The 14,505-nt window shown below is 71.7% G+C and carries 11 protein-coding genes; 2 read left to right on the forward strand and 9 right to left on the reverse strand.

The annotated features are described in order from the left end of the window. Nucleotides 1-90: 90 nt before the first annotated feature. The 4 genes from ACZ79I_RS13210 to hrcA all read right to left on the reverse strand — a co-directional run bounded on the left by ACZ79I_RS13210 (nucleotide 91) and on the right by hrcA (nucleotide 4,514). Complete coding sequence (locus ACZ79I_RS13210) at nucleotides 91-831, reverse strand: 16S rRNA (uracil(1498)-N(3))-methyltransferase (protein WP_471497194.1); 741 nt, start codon at nucleotides 829-831, stop codon at nucleotides 91-93. Next, nucleotides 828-1,952: a nitronate monooxygenase gene (locus ACZ79I_RS13215; protein ID WP_471497196.1), complete on the reverse strand. Its 1,125-nt coding sequence runs from the start codon at nucleotides 1,950-1,952 to the stop codon at nucleotides 828-830. Before ACZ79I_RS13215 ends, ACZ79I_RS13210 begins: the two co-directional genes overlap by 4 nt. Before the next feature lie 405 nt (nucleotides 1,953-2,357). Beyond that, the gene (gene dnaJ / locus ACZ79I_RS13220) at nucleotides 2,358-3,494 is read right to left on the reverse strand and encodes a molecular chaperone DnaJ (protein WP_471497198.1); all 1,137 of its coding nucleotides are present in this window, start codon (nucleotides 3,492-3,494) and stop codon (nucleotides 2,358-2,360) included. Beyond that, a complete protein-coding gene (hrcA, locus tag ACZ79I_RS13225; RefSeq protein ID WP_471497200.1) occupies nucleotides 3,495-4,514 on the reverse strand; it encodes a heat-inducible transcriptional repressor HrcA in 1,020 nt (339 codons plus the stop codon). Nucleotides 4,515-4,710: 196 nt separating this feature from the next. Here hrcA and ACZ79I_RS13230 point away from each other — a divergent pair, with 196 nt between their 5' ends. Together ACZ79I_RS13230 and ACZ79I_RS13235 are read left to right on the forward strand one after the other, a co-directional pair. After that, a complete protein-coding gene (locus ACZ79I_RS13230; protein WP_471497201.1) occupies nucleotides 4,711-5,445 on the forward strand; it encodes an MBL fold metallo-hydrolase in 735 nt (244 codons plus the stop codon). A 46-nt stretch (nucleotides 5,446-5,491) separates the two neighbouring features. Next, complete coding sequence (locus ACZ79I_RS13235) at nucleotides 5,492-6,301, forward strand: DUF3097 domain-containing protein (RefSeq protein ID WP_471497203.1); 810 nt, start codon at nucleotides 5,492-5,494, stop codon at nucleotides 6,299-6,301. Here ACZ79I_RS13235 and ACZ79I_RS13240 read toward each other — a convergent pair. The 5 genes from ACZ79I_RS13240 to lepA form a co-directional block, all read right to left on the reverse strand. Continuing rightward, the gene (locus ACZ79I_RS13240; protein ID WP_471497205.1) at nucleotides 6,279-6,866 is read right to left on the reverse strand and encodes a Uma2 family endonuclease; all 588 of its coding nucleotides are present in this window, start codon (nucleotides 6,864-6,866) and stop codon (nucleotides 6,279-6,281) included. The genes ACZ79I_RS13235 and ACZ79I_RS13240 overlap by 23 nt on opposite strands. A 102-nt stretch (nucleotides 6,867-6,968) precedes the next feature. Next, complete coding sequence (gene hemW / locus ACZ79I_RS13245; RefSeq protein ID WP_471497207.1) at nucleotides 6,969-8,201, reverse strand: radical SAM family heme chaperone HemW; 1,233 nt, start codon at nucleotides 8,199-8,201, stop codon at nucleotides 6,969-6,971. Nucleotides 8,202-8,232: 31 nt separating this feature from the next. Beyond that, nucleotides 8,233-10,170 carry a SpoIIE family protein phosphatase gene (locus ACZ79I_RS13250; RefSeq protein ID WP_471497209.1) on the reverse strand — a complete coding sequence of 646 codons (1,938 nt, stop codon included), beginning with the start codon at nucleotides 10,168-10,170 and terminating at the stop codon, nucleotides 8,233-8,235. Between the two features lie 242 nt (nucleotides 10,171-10,412). Continuing rightward, a complete protein-coding gene (locus tag ACZ79I_RS13255) occupies nucleotides 10,413-12,287 on the reverse strand; it encodes an AMP-dependent synthetase/ligase (RefSeq protein ID WP_471497211.1) in 1,875 nt (624 codons plus the stop codon). Nucleotides 12,288-12,556: 269 nt separating this feature from the next. After that, entirely contained in the window at nucleotides 12,557-14,431 is a 1,875-nt protein-coding gene (gene lepA, locus ACZ79I_RS13260; protein WP_471497213.1) for a translation elongation factor 4, read from the reverse strand. Nucleotides 14,432-14,505: the final 74 nt, after the last annotated feature.

The raw sequence follows: 14,505 nt of genomic DNA on the forward strand, positions 1-14,505 counted from the left end.
CCACGACGGTAGAGCGCATACGGCCACCGGGCGCTCCTGGAGGCCCGTCACCCGGGCGAGTTCGCCGCGTGCCCCGTGGATGTCCGCGGATCAGGACCAGCGGCCCGTGCGGCCCAGCAGCAGAGCGGCCGCCGCGGTGCCCGCGGTCGACGTACGCAGGACGGTGCTCCCCAGCCGGAACGCCCTGGCACCCGCCTGGCCGAACAGCGCCAGCTCCTGAGGCGAGATGCCCCCTTCGGGTCCCACCACCAGCACGATCTCGCCCTCGGTGGGAAGGTCCGCGGTCGCCAGGGGTTCCTCACCGCTCTCGTGCAGGACGGCGGCGAGATCGGCGGTGGCCAGAAGTGCGGCAACCTGTTCGGTGGTTGCCGCGTCCGCGACCTCGGGGAAGCGCACCCGGCGGGACTGCTTGCCCGCCTCACGGGCGGTGGCCCGCCACTTGCCGAGCGCCTTCAGTCCGCGCTCGCCCTTCCACTGTGTGATGCACCGGGAGGCCGACCACGGCACGATCGCGTCCACCCCGACCTCGGTCATGGTCTCCACGGCCAACTCCCCCCGGTCGCCCTTGGGCAGGGCCTGCACCACGGTGATGCGCGGAGTCTGCGGCGGCTGCTCGTGAACGCACTCCAGGTCCATGACCACGAGGCGGTCCTTGCCCTCGGCGGCCTTCACCACGCCCTCGGTCCACCGTCCGCGTCCGTCGGTGAGGACCACCTCCTCGCCGGGCCGCAGCCGCTTCACCGAGACCGCGTGCCGCCCTTCGGGGCCGTCGAGCACGAACTCCGGTCCGACGCCGTCGAGTCGGTCGACCACGAACACCGGTGCGGTCATCGGGACGCACCTCCCGCCGACAACGCTGTCACCGCTGCCCCGGCCTCCGCCGCCAGCACCTCCACCAGCTCCCCGGCGGGCAGTTCGCGCGCCATACGATGCCCCTGGCCCGCCCACAGCGCCATGCCCTGCGCGTCCCCGCTCTTGGCGGCCGCCTTGCGCAACGGCGAGGTCAGGTGGTGGACCTCCGGGTAGGCGGCGGGCGCGTAGGGGCCGTGCTCGCGCATGAAGCGGTTGACCAGGCCGCGCGCCGGACGCCCGGAGAAGGCGCGCGTCAGCTCCGTCCGGACGAACAGGGGGTCGGTCAGCGCCTGTTTGTGCAGGGGGTGGGCGCCGGACTCGGGCGTCACCAGGAACGCGGTGCCGAGCTGGGCGGCGCTCGCCCCCGCCGCGAGCACCGCGGCGATCTGGCTGCCGCGCATGATCCCGCCGGCCGCCACGATCGGGATCCGCACGCTCTCGCGGACCTGGGCGACCAGCGAGAGCAGCCCGATGCCGCAGGGGTCGTTCTCGGCGAAGTCGCGGTGGGTGCCCTGGTGGCCGCCCGCCTCGACGCCCTGCACGATCACCGCGTCGGCGCCCGCCCGCTGCACGGCGAGGGCCTCGTCCACGGTGGTCGCGGTCACCAGGGTGAGGGTGCCCGCGCGGCGCAGCGAGTCCAGGACGTCGGGGGCGGGGACGCCGAAGTGGAAGGAGACCGCCGGCACCGGGTTGTCGAGCAGGACGGCGAGCTTGGCGTCGTAGCCGTCGTCCCGGCCGCTGTCGGGGTCGCCCAGTTCCGTCTCGTACCAGGCGGCCTCACCGGCGAGCTGGTTGGCGTAGACCTCGACGGCGGCGGCAGAGGGCAGCGCGGTGGCGGCGGCCGCTCCGGTGGATCCGCCGCCCGCACCGGGGTGCTCGGGCTGCGGCATGAACAGGTTCACGCCGAAGGGGGCGCCCGTGAGGCCGCGGAGCTGCTTGATCTCCTGGTACATGCCGTCGGCGGTCTTGTACCCGGCGGCGAGGAACCCCAGGCCGCCGGCGTCCGACACGGCAGCGGCGAGCCGCGGCACGGAGGCGCCGCCCGCCATGGGGGCCTGCACGATCGGATGGCGGAGGAGATCGGTCAGCGCGGTGGACATGACCGCATGGTGTCACGTCCTCCGCACGGGTCCGAATCCGGTCTTCCTCTGGCATATGCCAGAGGAATCGGCAGCGGGTCAGGACGCCAGAGGCACCACGAGACCCACCGCAATCCGGCCTCCCGACCCCACGAATCAACGCCCGCCCCAGGCCCACACCACCAGCCCGTCCGGCGCCTGAGCACAAGGCCGTTCACATCCACACACCACCAGCCGGTCCGGCGCCTGAGGACGAAGGTCGTTCACGCCCACACACCACCAGCCGGTCCGGCGCCTGAGGACAAGGCCGTTCACGCCCACACACCACCAGCCCGTCCGGCGCCTGAGGACAAGGCCGTTCAGGCCGAGGCGGGGGCCTGGGGGCGGCAGCCCCCAGACGGTCCGGTGACGCCGGGCGCCCCCGCGTCACCGCCCGTTGAACGCATCCTTCAGCCGCGAGAACAGCCCCTGCTGCCCCGGCTGGAACTGTCCCTGCGGCCGCTCCTCGCCCCGCAGCTTCGCCAGCTCGCGCAGCAGCCGCTCCTGCTCCGGGTCCAGCTTCGTCGGGGTCTGCACCTCGACGTGCACGACCAGGTCGCCCCGGCCGCCGCCGCGCAGGTGCGTGACGCCGCGGCCGTGCAGCGGGATCGACTGCCCGGACTGGGTGCCGGGGCGGATGTCGACCTCCTCCAGGCCGTCGAGCGTCTCCAGCGGCACCTTCGTGCCGAGGGAAGCGGCGGTCATCGGGATGGTGACCGTGCAGTGCAGGTCGTCGCCGCGGCGCTGGAAGGTCGAGTGCGGCAGCTCGTGGATCTCGACGTACAGGTCGCCGGCGGGGCCGCCGCCGGGGCCGACCTCGCCCTCGCCCGCGAGCTGGATCCGCGTGCCGTTGTCGACACCGGCGGGGATCTTGACGGTGAGCGTCCTGCGGGAGCGCACCCGCCCGTCGCCCGCGCACTCCGGGCACGGGTTCGGGACGATGGTGCCGAACCCCTGGCACTGCGGGCACGGCCGCGACGTCATGACCTGGCCCAGGAAGGACCGGGTCACCTGCGAGACCTCACCGCGGCCGCGGCACATGTCGCAGGTCTGGGCGCTCGTCCCGGGCGCCGCGCCCTCGCCGTTGCAGGTGTTGCAGACGACGGCCGTGTCGACCTGGATGTCCTTGGTCGTGCCGAAGGCCGCCTCGTCGAGATCGACTTCGAGCCGGATCATCGCGTCCTGGCCGCGGCGGGTGCGCGAGCGCGGACCGCGCTGCGACGCCGTGCCGAAGAACGCGTCCATGATGTCGGAGAAGTTTCCGAAGCCGCCCGCGCCGAAGCCGCCCGCGCCCCCGCCGCCCGACTGGGACAGCGGGTCGCCACCGAGGTCGTAGACCTGCTTCTTCTGCGGGTCCGAGAGCACCTCGTAGGCGGCGTTGATCTCCTTGAACCGCTCCTGCGTCTTCGGATCGGGGTTGACGTCCGGGTGCAGCTCGCGGGCGAGCCGGCGGAACGCCTTCTTGATCTCGTCCTGTGACGCGTCGCGGCGTACGCCGAGCACGGCGTAGTAGTCCGTGGCCACTTACGACTCCGCCAGGATCTGTCCGACGTACCGTGCCACCGCTCGTACCGCTCCCATCGTTCCCGGGTAATCCATGCGGGTCGGTCCGACCACGCCGAGTTTCGCTACTGCCTCGCCGCCCGAACCGTAGCCGACGGAGACGATGGACGTGGAGTTGAGTCCCTCGTACGCGTTCTCATGGCCGATACGCACCATCATGGCCGGATCCTTCGCCTCGCCCAACAGCTTGAGAAGGACGACCTGCTCCTCCAGCGCCTCCAGGACGGGGCGGATGGTGAGCGGGAAGTCGTGCGCGAAGCGGGTGAGATTGGCGGTACCGCCGATCATCAGCCGCTCCTCGGTCTCCTCCACGAGCGTCTCCAGGAGGGTGGACAGTACCGTCGAGACCGCGCCGCGGTCCTCCGGTTCCTCGAACGCCTCGGGAAGGTCCTGCACGAGCTGCGGGACATCCGCGAAACGGCGGCCGGCGACCCGGCTGTTGAGCCGCGCCCGCAGATCCGCGAGGGACGTCTCCCCGAACGGCGCGGGGCAGTCGATCATCCGCTGCTCCACCCGGCCGGTGTCCGTGATCAGCACCAGCATCACGCGCGCGGGTGCCATCGACAGCAGCTCCACGTGCCGCACGGTCGAGCGCGTCAGCGACGGGTACTGCACGACGGCGACCTGCCGGGTGAGCTGCGCGAGCAGGCGTACCGTACGCGCGACCACATCGTCGAGGTCGACCGCGCCCTCCAGGAAGTTCTGGATCGCGCGGCGCTCGGGCGGGCTCATCGGCTTGACGGCCGCGAGCTTGTCGACGAAGAGGCGGTAGCCCTTGTCCGTGGGGATGCGTCCGGCGCTGGTGTGCGGCTGGGCGATGTAGCCCTCCTCCTCCAGCGCTGCCATGTCGTTGCGGACGGTGGCCGGGGAGACGCCGAGCCTGTGCCGCTCGGTGAGCGCCTTGGAGCCCACCGGCTCCTCGGTGCCCACATAGTCCTGGACGATGGCGCGCAGCACTTCGAGCCTGCGTTCACTGAGCATCGCGCGCACCTCCAGCAATTCGGTCTTCCCGGCACTTCCCCTGGCACTCTGCGTATTCGAGTGCCAGCATCCCGGGGCCCAGTGTACGGCGGCCGGGTACGCACCCGGCAAGGGAGAGCCCGGCTGTCGTACCGACGTGTACCGACCTGTCCCGGGCTGTCCTGCCAGGCCGGGCGCCTGCCGATAGCGTCGCTGTATGACGGTGCTGTGGGAAGGGTCCGGGTGGGAACCGCTCGGTACGCGCTCGGGGCGGCGGCGGCTTCCGGTCTGGGACTGCACGGCCGGGCTCGTGGTCGGCGGGCACGGGGCGCTCCTCGTGGACGCGGGGTCGAGCCTGGGCGAGGGCGCACGGTTGCGCGCCCAGGCGCGGCGGCTGCTCGCGCCGCTCGGCGGGGACCGGCGTGTGACGCATCTCGCGCTCACGCACCCCCACTTCGACCATGTCTTCGGGGCGGCGGCGTTCGCGGGCGCGGAGGTGTTCGCGGCGGTGGGCGTCGACGCGGTGCTGCTGCGCGGCCGTGACGAGCTGGTCACGGACGCCGTGCGCCACGGGCTGGACCCGGGAGCGGCGGCCGAGGCCGCGGACGTGCTGGTGCGTCCGCGCCACCAGGTGTCGGGCGAGCGGACGCTGGACCTGGGCGGGGTGCGGGTCCTGCTGGCCGACGTGGGACCCGGCCACACCGCCCACGACCTGGTGGTCCTCGTCCCCGGTGACCCGGAGGTGGTGTTCTGCGGGGACCTGGTGGAGGAGTCCGGCGAGCCGCAGGCGGGTCCGGACGCGGTCCCCTCGCACTGGCCGGCCGCCCTGGACCGGCTGCTGGAGCTGGGCGGCGAGGACGCGCTGTACGTGCCGGGGCACGGGGCGGTGGTGGACGCCGGGTTCGTCCGGTCCCAGCGGGACGGACTGGCGGCCCGTTTCGGCGTGTCGTAGGCGCTCGCCACATCCTCCGGCCCCGGCTTCTCCTATCGTCATCCGAATGCGCATGTACTCGCCGGACCTGACCCCGCCGTGGAAGAAGCCGAAGCCCGCCCCGGAGGTCCCGGCGGACCCCGGCCTGGTGGTGGAGGAGCCGCGCACCGGCTTCTGCGGCGCGGTGATCCGCTGCGAGGCGGGCACGGTGACGCTGGAGGACCGCTTCGGCAAGCACCGGGTGTTCCCCCTGGAGCCGCGGGGGTTCCTCCTGGAGGGCAGGGTGGTGACGCTGGTGCGCCCGAAGGCTCCCCCGCGGCGGCCCACCCGTACGGCGTCGGGCTCGGTGGCCGTCCCGGGTGCCCGGGCGAGGGTGGCCCGCGCGGGCCGTATCTACGTCGAGGGACGTCACGACGCGGAACTGGTCGAGAAGGTGTGGGGCGACGATCTGCGCATCGAGGGCGTGGTGGTGGAGTACCTGGAGGGCGTCGACGACCTGCCGTCGATCGTGGCGTCCTTCGCCCCCGGCCCCGACGCCCGTCTCGGCGTCCTCGTGGACCACCTGGTCCCCGGCTCGAAGGAGTGGCGCATCGCGGAGTCGGTGACGAGCGGGCACGCCCTGGTGGTCGGGCACCCCTACATCGACATCTGGCAGGCGGTGAAGCCGTCGTCCCTGGGCATCCGCGAGTGGCCGGCCGTGCCGCGCGGGCAGGACTGGAAGAAGGGGGTGTGCCGGGCGCTGGGGTGGCCGGAGAACACCGGGGAGGCGTGGCAGGGGATTCTTGCGCGGGTGCGGTCCTACAAGGACCTGGAGCCGGAGTTGCTGGGGCGGGTGGAGGAACTGATCGACTTCGTCACGGCCGGCGGTGGCGCTTGACGGGCGGCACCGTTCCGAACTCGTTGGTCTCCAGCTTGATGCCGAACATGTCCAACGACAGTGGCATGCCGAATCTGCTGGTCCGCTCCAGCAGGTAGTCCGCCTCTTCACCTTGCCCGGTCGGCTCCGTGAGCAGCAGGCACTGGGCGGCCATGGGATCGATGATCAAGTAGGCGGGCACTTTGCCCGCCGCATAGATGGAGCGCTTGTCCCCGTAGTCGCGGTCGACGCTGGTCTTCGAGACGACCTCCACGACTATGGTGACCACCCCCGAAGGCAGCAGACGTCCGGAGCCGGGGACCGCACCGCGTTCGATCACCACGAGGTCGGGCACGGGTTCGCTGAGCTCGTGCGGTATGTCGACGGCCTGCACCTGCAGCCGCTGCCAGCGGTCGCGGGGAATCTGGTCCTGGACGGACTCCACGATCACGTTATGGACCAGGCCAGGCCCCGCCGTCATCACGATGTCCCGCCGAAGAAGCTCTGCCTTGAAACCCTCCGGAACCTCCAGGTTCTCGAAGATCTCCCTGACGTCGGTGATCAGTCGGCCATCCACAGCGGTCATCTCCGTGGCCCTCCACTTTCCGCCGCCGCGCTCACGGCAGCAGCCTATGAACCAGGTCAGGGACCACATCAGGGTTCAGCAGTGATTCACTCCGCCGAGTGATCAGTCCACCAGGTCCCGCACCACCGCATCCGCCAGCAGCCGCCCCCGCAGCGTCAGAACGGCCCGCCCCTGCCCATACGGCCCCTCCTCCAGCAGCCCCTCCTCCAGCGCCCGCCGGGAAGCCGCCAGCCCCTCCTCCCTCAGCAGAGCCAGCGGCGCCCCCTCCCGCAGCCGCAGCTCCAGCAGGATGCGCTCGACCCGGCGGTCCTCGTCCGTGAGGACCTCCCGCCCCGCCCCCGGGGAACGGCCCTCCGCCAGGGCCGCCCCGTACGCCCCCGGATGCTTCACGTTCCACCAGCGCACGCCGCCGATGTGCGAGTGCGCCCCGGGGCCCGCGCCCCACCAGTCGGCGCCGCGCCAGTACAGCTCGTTGTGCAGGCAGCGCCCGGACTCCGACACGGCCCAGTTCGAGACCTCGTACCAGTCGTAGCCCGCCGCCGACAGCATGTCCTGAGCGATCAGGTACCGGTCCGCGTGCACGTCGTCGTCCGTCATCGGCATCTCGCCCCGGCGGATGCGACGCGCCAGCCGCGTGCCCTCCTCCACGATCAGCGCGTACGCCGAGACATGGTCCGGCCCGGCTCCCAGCGCCGCCTCCAGCGAAGCCCGCCAGTCGTCGTCCGACTCCCCCGGCGTCCCGTAGATCAGGTCCAGGTTCACATGCTCGAAGCCCGCCGCCCGCGCCTCGGCCACGCACGCCTCGGGGCGGCCCGGGGTGTGGGTGCGGTCGAGGATCTTCAGGATGTGCGGGCGGGCGCTCTGCATGCCGAAGGAGATCCGCGTGAAGCCGCCCTCCCGGAGGGCCGTCAGATACGCCGGGTCGACCGACTCCGGGTTGGCCTCCGTGGTCACCTCGGCGTCGGCCGCGAGGCCGAACTCGTCCCGGATCGCCCCCAGCATCCGCACCAGGTCGTCCGCCGCCAGCAGCGTCGGCGTACCGCCCCCGACGAACACCGTGCGCACCTCGCGCGGGTCGTCGCCGAGCACCTTGCGGGCCAGGCGGATCTCCTCGATCAGGGTCGGCGCGTAGGTGTCCCGCGAGGCGAGGACGCCTCCCGTGCCCCGCAGCTCCGTCGCCGTGTACGTGTTGAAGTCGCAGTAGCCGCAGCGCGTGGCGCAGTACGGCACGTGGAGGTAGAACCCGAGGGGGCGCCCTGCGGCCCCGGCGAGCGCGTGCGCGGGCAGCGCGCCGTCGTCGGGGACGGGTTCGCCGTCGGGGAGTGCGGAGGGCATGCCCTCCATTGTCCCGCACGGTCAGACGTCCTCATTCCGCCTGCAGCACCAGCAGTGCCAGATCGTCCTCCGGCGGGTTCCCGCCGAACTCGTGCACCAGCCTCCTGATCCGCTCCGCGATCAGCTGCGCGGTCAGTCCGGCGCAGCCGGCGAGCGCCGCGGCGAGCCCGTCCCCGTCGTCGAACTGGCGCGATCCGCTGCGCCGCTCCGTCACCCCGTCCGTGACGCACAGAAGCGTGTCGGCGGGGTGCAGCTCGAAGGTCTCGCACGTGTACGTCACGTCCTCGACGACCCCGAGCAGCGTCTGCGGCTGCGCCACGGCCCGTACGTCGCCGTCCGGCCCCAGCAGCAGCGGCAGCGGATGCCCCGCCGCGGCCAGCGTGCACCGCACCCCGCCGTCGGAGGGGACCAGCTCGCCGTAGAGGAGGGAGAGGAAGCGGGCCTGCGGGCCGTCGTCGACGACCGGTACGGGGGTGCCTGCCGCGACCAGCGCCCGCGCCGCCGCGTCCGAGGCCTCCGTCGCGTCGTCCAGCAGGAGCTGGTTGAGGCGGTCCAGGACGTCGGGGACGTCGTAGCCCTCGCGGGCCAGCAGCCGCAGCCAGGGCCGGGCGAGCCCGATCACGACCGCCGCCTCGGGGCCCTTGCCCTGGACGTCACCGATCGCGAAGCACCAGCGGCCGTTCCCCGCCGGGAACAGGTCGTAGAAGTCGCCGCTGGGACCGCCCTTGTCGCACGGTTCGTACACGAGCGCGCTGCGCACCCCGGGGATCTCGGCGACCGCGCCCGGCAGCAGCCCGCGTTGCAGGACCCGGCTGATGGTGGCCTGGCGCGCGTACTGCCGGGCGGCCCCGATGGCCAGCGCCACCCGGCGGCTGAGGTCCTCGACGAGGCCGGTGATCTCGTCGGGGAAGCACGGCAGCCCGGCCCGCCCGATGACGAGCGTGCCGAGCGGCCGGCCGCCGGCGATCAGACGGTAGGCGAGCGCCGCCCCGGTCGCGCCCCGCGGGCCCAGCGCCTCGGCGGGCCAGGGCACCGGCACCGCGCGGGAGCGCACCGACTCCGGCAGCCGGGGCGGGTCCTTCTCCAGCGCCCGGCGCAGTTCCTCGATGCGGTTCTCGCTGCCGTGCCAGACGCGGGCGAGTCGCGGTCCGCAGGCCACGGCGGCCTCGGACCCGCGCCAGCCGGTCGCCTCGTCCTCCAGCCACACCGCGCACCAGTCGGCCAGCCGCGGCACGAGCAGCTGCCCGGTGAGCGCGGCCACCAGGTCCTCGTCGAGCTGCCCGGCGAGCAGGTCGGACGCCTCGGCGAGGAAGGACAGGGCGCCGCGGCCCCGCCAGTCCCGGTCGGGGGCGCCGCGCCCGGGGTCGGCGCACACGAGGGGTTCCGGCGCGGGGAACCCGGCCGTGCCCGGCTCCCACTCCGGGACGCTCTCGCCGGCGTATGCCTCCATCTCCTCCTCGGCGTCCAGGGTGCCGTCCAGGGGCAGGCGCGCCCAGACGGTCTTGGCACCGGTGCGGTAGGTGATGCCCCAGGCCGTGGCGAGCGTGGAGACGAGCCGCAGACCGCGCCCGTACTCGGGTACGCCGTAGGGGCGTTCGGTGCCGTCGTCCCGCACCACGCGCGAGGGGTGGCGGTCGGAGACCTCGACGACGAGTCCGGCCGGATCGTCCCTGGCGTCCTCCAGACGGCAGACCAGTTCGACGTCCGTGCCCGCGTGCACGACGGCGTTGGTGACGAGTTCGCTGACGACGACCACCGCGTCGTCGCCCAGGCGCTCGGTGACGGTGCCGGGCTCGGCGAGCCCCTCCCAATCGGTGAGGGTGGCCCGCATGAACCGGCGGGCGGCCCCGGGCGCGAGCGGCCCTCCGGGCAGGGTGGTACGCGCCGACGCCCACAGCCCCGCGCCCTCGTGCGCCGGCGCGTCAGGGGAACGGGACATGGTCTCCCGCTGCGTCGGGATGGCCCCCATGGACAACTCCCCGGGAAGTTCGGACGAATGCGCCTCTGGCGATGCGGACAGGGTGACAGACCGACCGCATCCATAAGCACCGAGTTACCGAACTGGGCCGCCTTGGAGGGGAACCGTGCTCCACAAGTGCTCGACAAGTGCCCGACAACGGACAGATCCGAGCAGCGGACTCCCTTACGGGCACAACGGCACGGGCGGCGCGTCGACCACGCGCCGCCCGTGCCCGCGTCTTCGTACCGTCGTCACGCCTCGCGGGTGCCGTCGTACATCTCGTCGATGAGGTGCTTGTACTCGCGCTCCACGACGGGCCGCTTCAGCTTGAGGCTGGGTGTGATCTCGCCGTGCTCCACGTCGAGGTCGCGCGGCAGGAGGCGGAACTTCTTGATGGTCTGCCAGCGCTGGAGGCCCTCGTTGAGCTGCTTGACGTAGCCGTCGATCAGCCCGACCGTGGCGGGGTCGGCGACGACGTCGGCGTACGACGTGCCGGCCAGGCCGTTCTCCTTCGCCCACTCCAGGATGGACGGCTCGTCGAGGGCGATGAGCGCGGTGCAGAAGTTGCGGTCGGCGCCGTGCACCAGGATGTTGGAGACGTACGGGCACACCGCCTTGAACTGGCCCTCGACCTCGGCCGGCGCGATGTACTTGCCGCCGGAGGTCTTGATGAGGTCCTTCTTGCGGTCGGTGATCCGCAGATAGCCGTCGGGCGACAGCTCGCCGATGTCCCCGGTGTGGAACCAGCCGTCGGACTCGAGCACCTCGGCGGTCTTCTCCGGCAGGCCGTGGTAGCCCTCCATGATGCCCGGGCCGCGCAGCAGGATCTCGCCGTCGTCCGCGATCCGCACCTCGGTGCCGGGCAGCGGCTTGCCGACCGTGCCCGTGCGGTAGGCCTCGCCCGGGTTCACGAAGGAGGCCGCGGAGGACTCGGTGAGGCCGTAGCCCTCCAGGATGTGGATGCCCGCGCCCGCGAAGAAGTAGCCGATCTCGGGTGCGAGGGCGGCGGAGCCGGAGACACAGGCGCGCAGCCTCCCGCCGAACGCCTCACGGATCTTGGCGTAGACGAGCGTGTCCGCGACCTTGTGCTTGGCGGCCAGGCCGAAGGGTGCGGAGTGGGTGCCGGTGCGGCGGAAGTTGTCCTGGGTGACCTTGCCGTACTCGCGCGCGACCCCGGCCGCCCACTGGAAGATCTTGTACTTGGCCGCGCCACCGGCCCGCGCCTTGGCCGCGACCCCGTTGTAGACCTTCTCGAAGATGCGCGGCACGGCGGCCATGTACGTGGGCTGCACCACGGGCAGATTCTCGATGATCTTGTCGACACGGCCGTCGACGGCGGTGACGTGCCCGACCTCGATCTGGCCGGAGGTGAGCACCTTCCCGAAGACGTGGGCGAGCGGCAGCCACAGGTACTGCACGTCCTCGCCGCTGATCAGCCCGGTCGCGGCGATGGCCTTCGCCATGTACGCCCAGTTGTCGTGCGGCAGGCGCACGCCCTTGGGCCGGCCGGTGGTGCCGGAGGTGTAGATGAGGGTGGCGAGCTGGTCCCTGGTGATCGCGCCGACCCGCTCCTTGATCAACTGGGGGTGCTTCTCCAGGTAGGCGGCGCCGTTGGCCTCCAGGTCGGCGAGGGTCAGCACCCAGTCGTCGGTCTCGACGCCTTCGGGGTCGATCACCACGACGCGGGTCAGCTCGGGCAGTTCGGCGCGCTTCTCCCGCGCCTTGGCGAGCTGGGCGGCGTTCTCGGCGATCAGTACCTTGCTGCCGGAGTCGGCGAGGATGAACGCGGACTCGTCGGCGTTCGTCTGCGGGTAGATCGTCGTCGTGGCCGCGCCCGCGCACAGGATGCCCAGGTCGGCGAGGATCCACTCGACGCGGGTGGAGGAGGCGAGCGCCACCCGCTGCTCCGGCTGCACGCCCAGTTCGATCAGTCCGGCCGCGATGGCGTAGACCCGTTCGGCGGCCTCCGCCCAGCTCAGCGACTTCCAGTCGTCGGGGCCCTCGCCGGAGGCCGGGGGCACCGGGTAGCGGTATGCCTCGGCGTCCGGCGTGGCCGCCACGCGCTCCAGGAAGAGGCCCGCCACGGACGGCGGCCGGTTCTCGATCAAGGTCTGTGTGTCGCTCACGACATCCTCCGGGGCCCGCGACGGTGCGGCTGGCTCAGTACGGCTGGCTCAGTGCGGCCGGCTCTTTGCGGCTTGTATTCCACCCGCGAGCCGTTGTTTAACTCGCGAGTAACTATCGGGCAGGGACAGGGTAGAGCCCGACCGGCCGGTTCGTAAGGGGCGACGGCCTGTCACTTCCTACAGAGAGCGACCGGGCGCACGAACAGGGGCCCGCCGCGCTTTCGCGCGGCGGGCCCCTGTTCCGCCCGGTTTGCCGGGGTGACCCGCGGTTACTTCTTGCCCTTGACCGAGCCCGCACTGTCATCGCTGGACAGCACGGCGATGAACGCCTCCTGGGGAACCTCCACGGAACCCACCATCTTCATCCGCTTCTTGCCCTCCTTCTGCTTCTCCAGCAGTTTCCGCTTGCGGGAGATGTCACCGCCGTAGCACTTGGCGAGGACGTCCTTGCGGATGGCGCGGATGGTCTCGCGGGCGATCACCCGGGCGCCGATGGCGGCCTGCACCGGCACCTCGAAGTTCTGCCGCGGGATGAGCGCCTTCAGCTTGGCGACGAGCCGCACGCCGTACGCGTACGCCTGGTCCTTGTGGGTGATCGCCGAGAACGCGTCGACCTTGTCGCCGTGCAGCAGGATGTCCACCTTGACCAGGCTGGAGGACTGCTCGCCGGTGGGCTCGTAGTCCAGCGACGCGTATCCGCGGGTCTTGGACTTGAGCTGGTCGAAGAAGTCGAAGACGATCTCCGCGAGCGGGAGGGTGTAGCGGATCTCGACGCGGTCCTCCGACAGGTAGTCCATGCCGAGGAGGCTGCCGCGGCGGGTCTGGCACAGCTCCATGATCGCGCCGATGAACTCCGTGGGCGCGAGGATCGTGGCACGCACGACCGGCTCGTACACCTCCGCGAGCTTCCCCTCGGGGAACTCGCTCGGGTTGGTGACCGTGTGCTCGGTGCCGTCCTCCATGATCACGCGGTAGACGACGTTGGGCGCGGTGGCGATCAGGTCGAGCCCGAACTCCCGCTCCAGCCGCTCGCGGATCACGTCCAGGTGCAGAAGCCCCAGGAAGCCGACGCGGAAGCCGAAGCCGAGGGCGGCGGAGGTCTCCGGCTCGTAGACGAGCGCGGCGTCGTTGAGCTGGAGCTTGTCGAGGGCCTCGCGCAGGTCGGGGTAGTCGGAGCCGTCGAGCGGATACAGCCCGGAGAAGACCATGGGCTTCGGGTCCTTGTACCCGCCCAGGGGCTCCTCGGCGCCCTTGGCCTGGCTGGTGATGGTGTCACCGACCTTGGACTGGCGGACGTCCTTCACACCGGTGATCAGGTAGCCCACCTCGCCGACGCCGAGCCCGTCGGCCCCGATCATCTCAGGAGAGCTGACGCCGATCTCCAGCAGCTCGTGCGTGGCGCCGGTCGACATCATCCTGATGCGCTCGCGCCTGTTGAGCTGCCCGTCGACGACACGGACGTACGTGACCACGCCCCGGTAGGAGTCGTAGACCGAGTCGAAGATCATCGCGCGGGCGGGCGCGTCGGCGACACCGACCGGCGCCGGGATCTTCTCCACGGCCTTGTCGAGCAGCGCGTCGACGCCGACACCGGTCTTGGCGGACACCCTGAGCACCTCGTCGGGCTCGCACCCGATGAGGTTGGCGAGCTCCTCGGCGAACTTCTCGGGCTGCGCGGCCGGCAGGTCGATCTTGTTGAGGACGGGAATGATGGTGAGGTCGTTCTCCATCGCCAGGTAGAGGTTGGCGAGGGTCTGGGCCTCGATGCCCTGGGCGGCGTCGACGAGGAGGATGGTCCCCTCGCACGCGGCGAGCGACCGCGAGACCTCGTAGGTGAAGTCGACGTGCCCCGGGGTGTCGATCATGTTGAGGATGTGCGTCGTCCCCTGCCCGGGGCCCGTGGTCGGGGCCCACGGCAGACGCACCGCCTGGGACTTGATCGTGATGCCGCGCTCGCGCTCGATGTCCATGCGGTCGAGGTACTGAGCGCGCATCTGCCGCTGCTCGACCACTCCGGTCAGCTGGAGCATCCGGTCGGCGAGCGTGGACTTGCCGTGGTCGATGTGCGCGATGATGCAGAAGTTGCGGATCAGAGCCGGGGCGGTGCGGCTCGGCTCGGGCACATGGGTAGGGATCGCGGGCACGCAGGGTCCTGATTCTTGAGGCGTCCGCAGTGTCTGCGGTCTCGGGTCGGATCGATACGTAGCCTCCATGGTCC

Source organism: Streptomyces sp. PSU-S4-23 (genome assembly GCF_055632315.1).

Excerpts from the sequence above, each read along its gene's own strand:
- ACZ79I_RS13210 (WP_471497194.1), bottom strand. The coding sequence starts at position 831 with ATGACCGCACCGGTGTTCGTGGTCGACCGACTCGACGGCGTCGGACCG.
- ACZ79I_RS13215 (WP_471497196.1), bottom strand. The coding sequence starts at position 1,952 with ATGTCCACCGCGCTGACCGATCTCCTCCGCCATCCGATCGTGCAGGCC.
- hrcA (WP_471497200.1), bottom strand. The coding sequence starts at position 4,514 with ATGCTCAGTGAACGCAGGCTCGAAGTGCTGCGCGCCATCGTCCAGGAC.
- ACZ79I_RS13230 (WP_471497201.1), top strand. The coding sequence starts at position 4,711 with ATGACGGTGCTGTGGGAAGGGTCCGGGTGGGAACCGCTCGGTACGCGC.
- ACZ79I_RS13235 (WP_471497203.1), top strand. The coding sequence starts at position 5,492 with ATGCGCATGTACTCGCCGGACCTGACCCCGCCGTGGAAGAAGCCGAAG.
- ACZ79I_RS13240 (WP_471497205.1), bottom strand. The coding sequence starts at position 6,866 with ATGACCGCTGTGGATGGCCGACTGATCACCGACGTCAGGGAGATCTTC.
- hemW (WP_471497207.1), bottom strand. The coding sequence starts at position 8,201 with ATGCCCTCCGCACTCCCCGACGGCGAACCCGTCCCCGACGACGGCGCG.
- ACZ79I_RS13250 (WP_471497209.1), bottom strand. The coding sequence starts at position 10,170 with ATGGGGGCCATCCCGACGCAGCGGGAGACCATGTCCCGTTCCCCTGAC.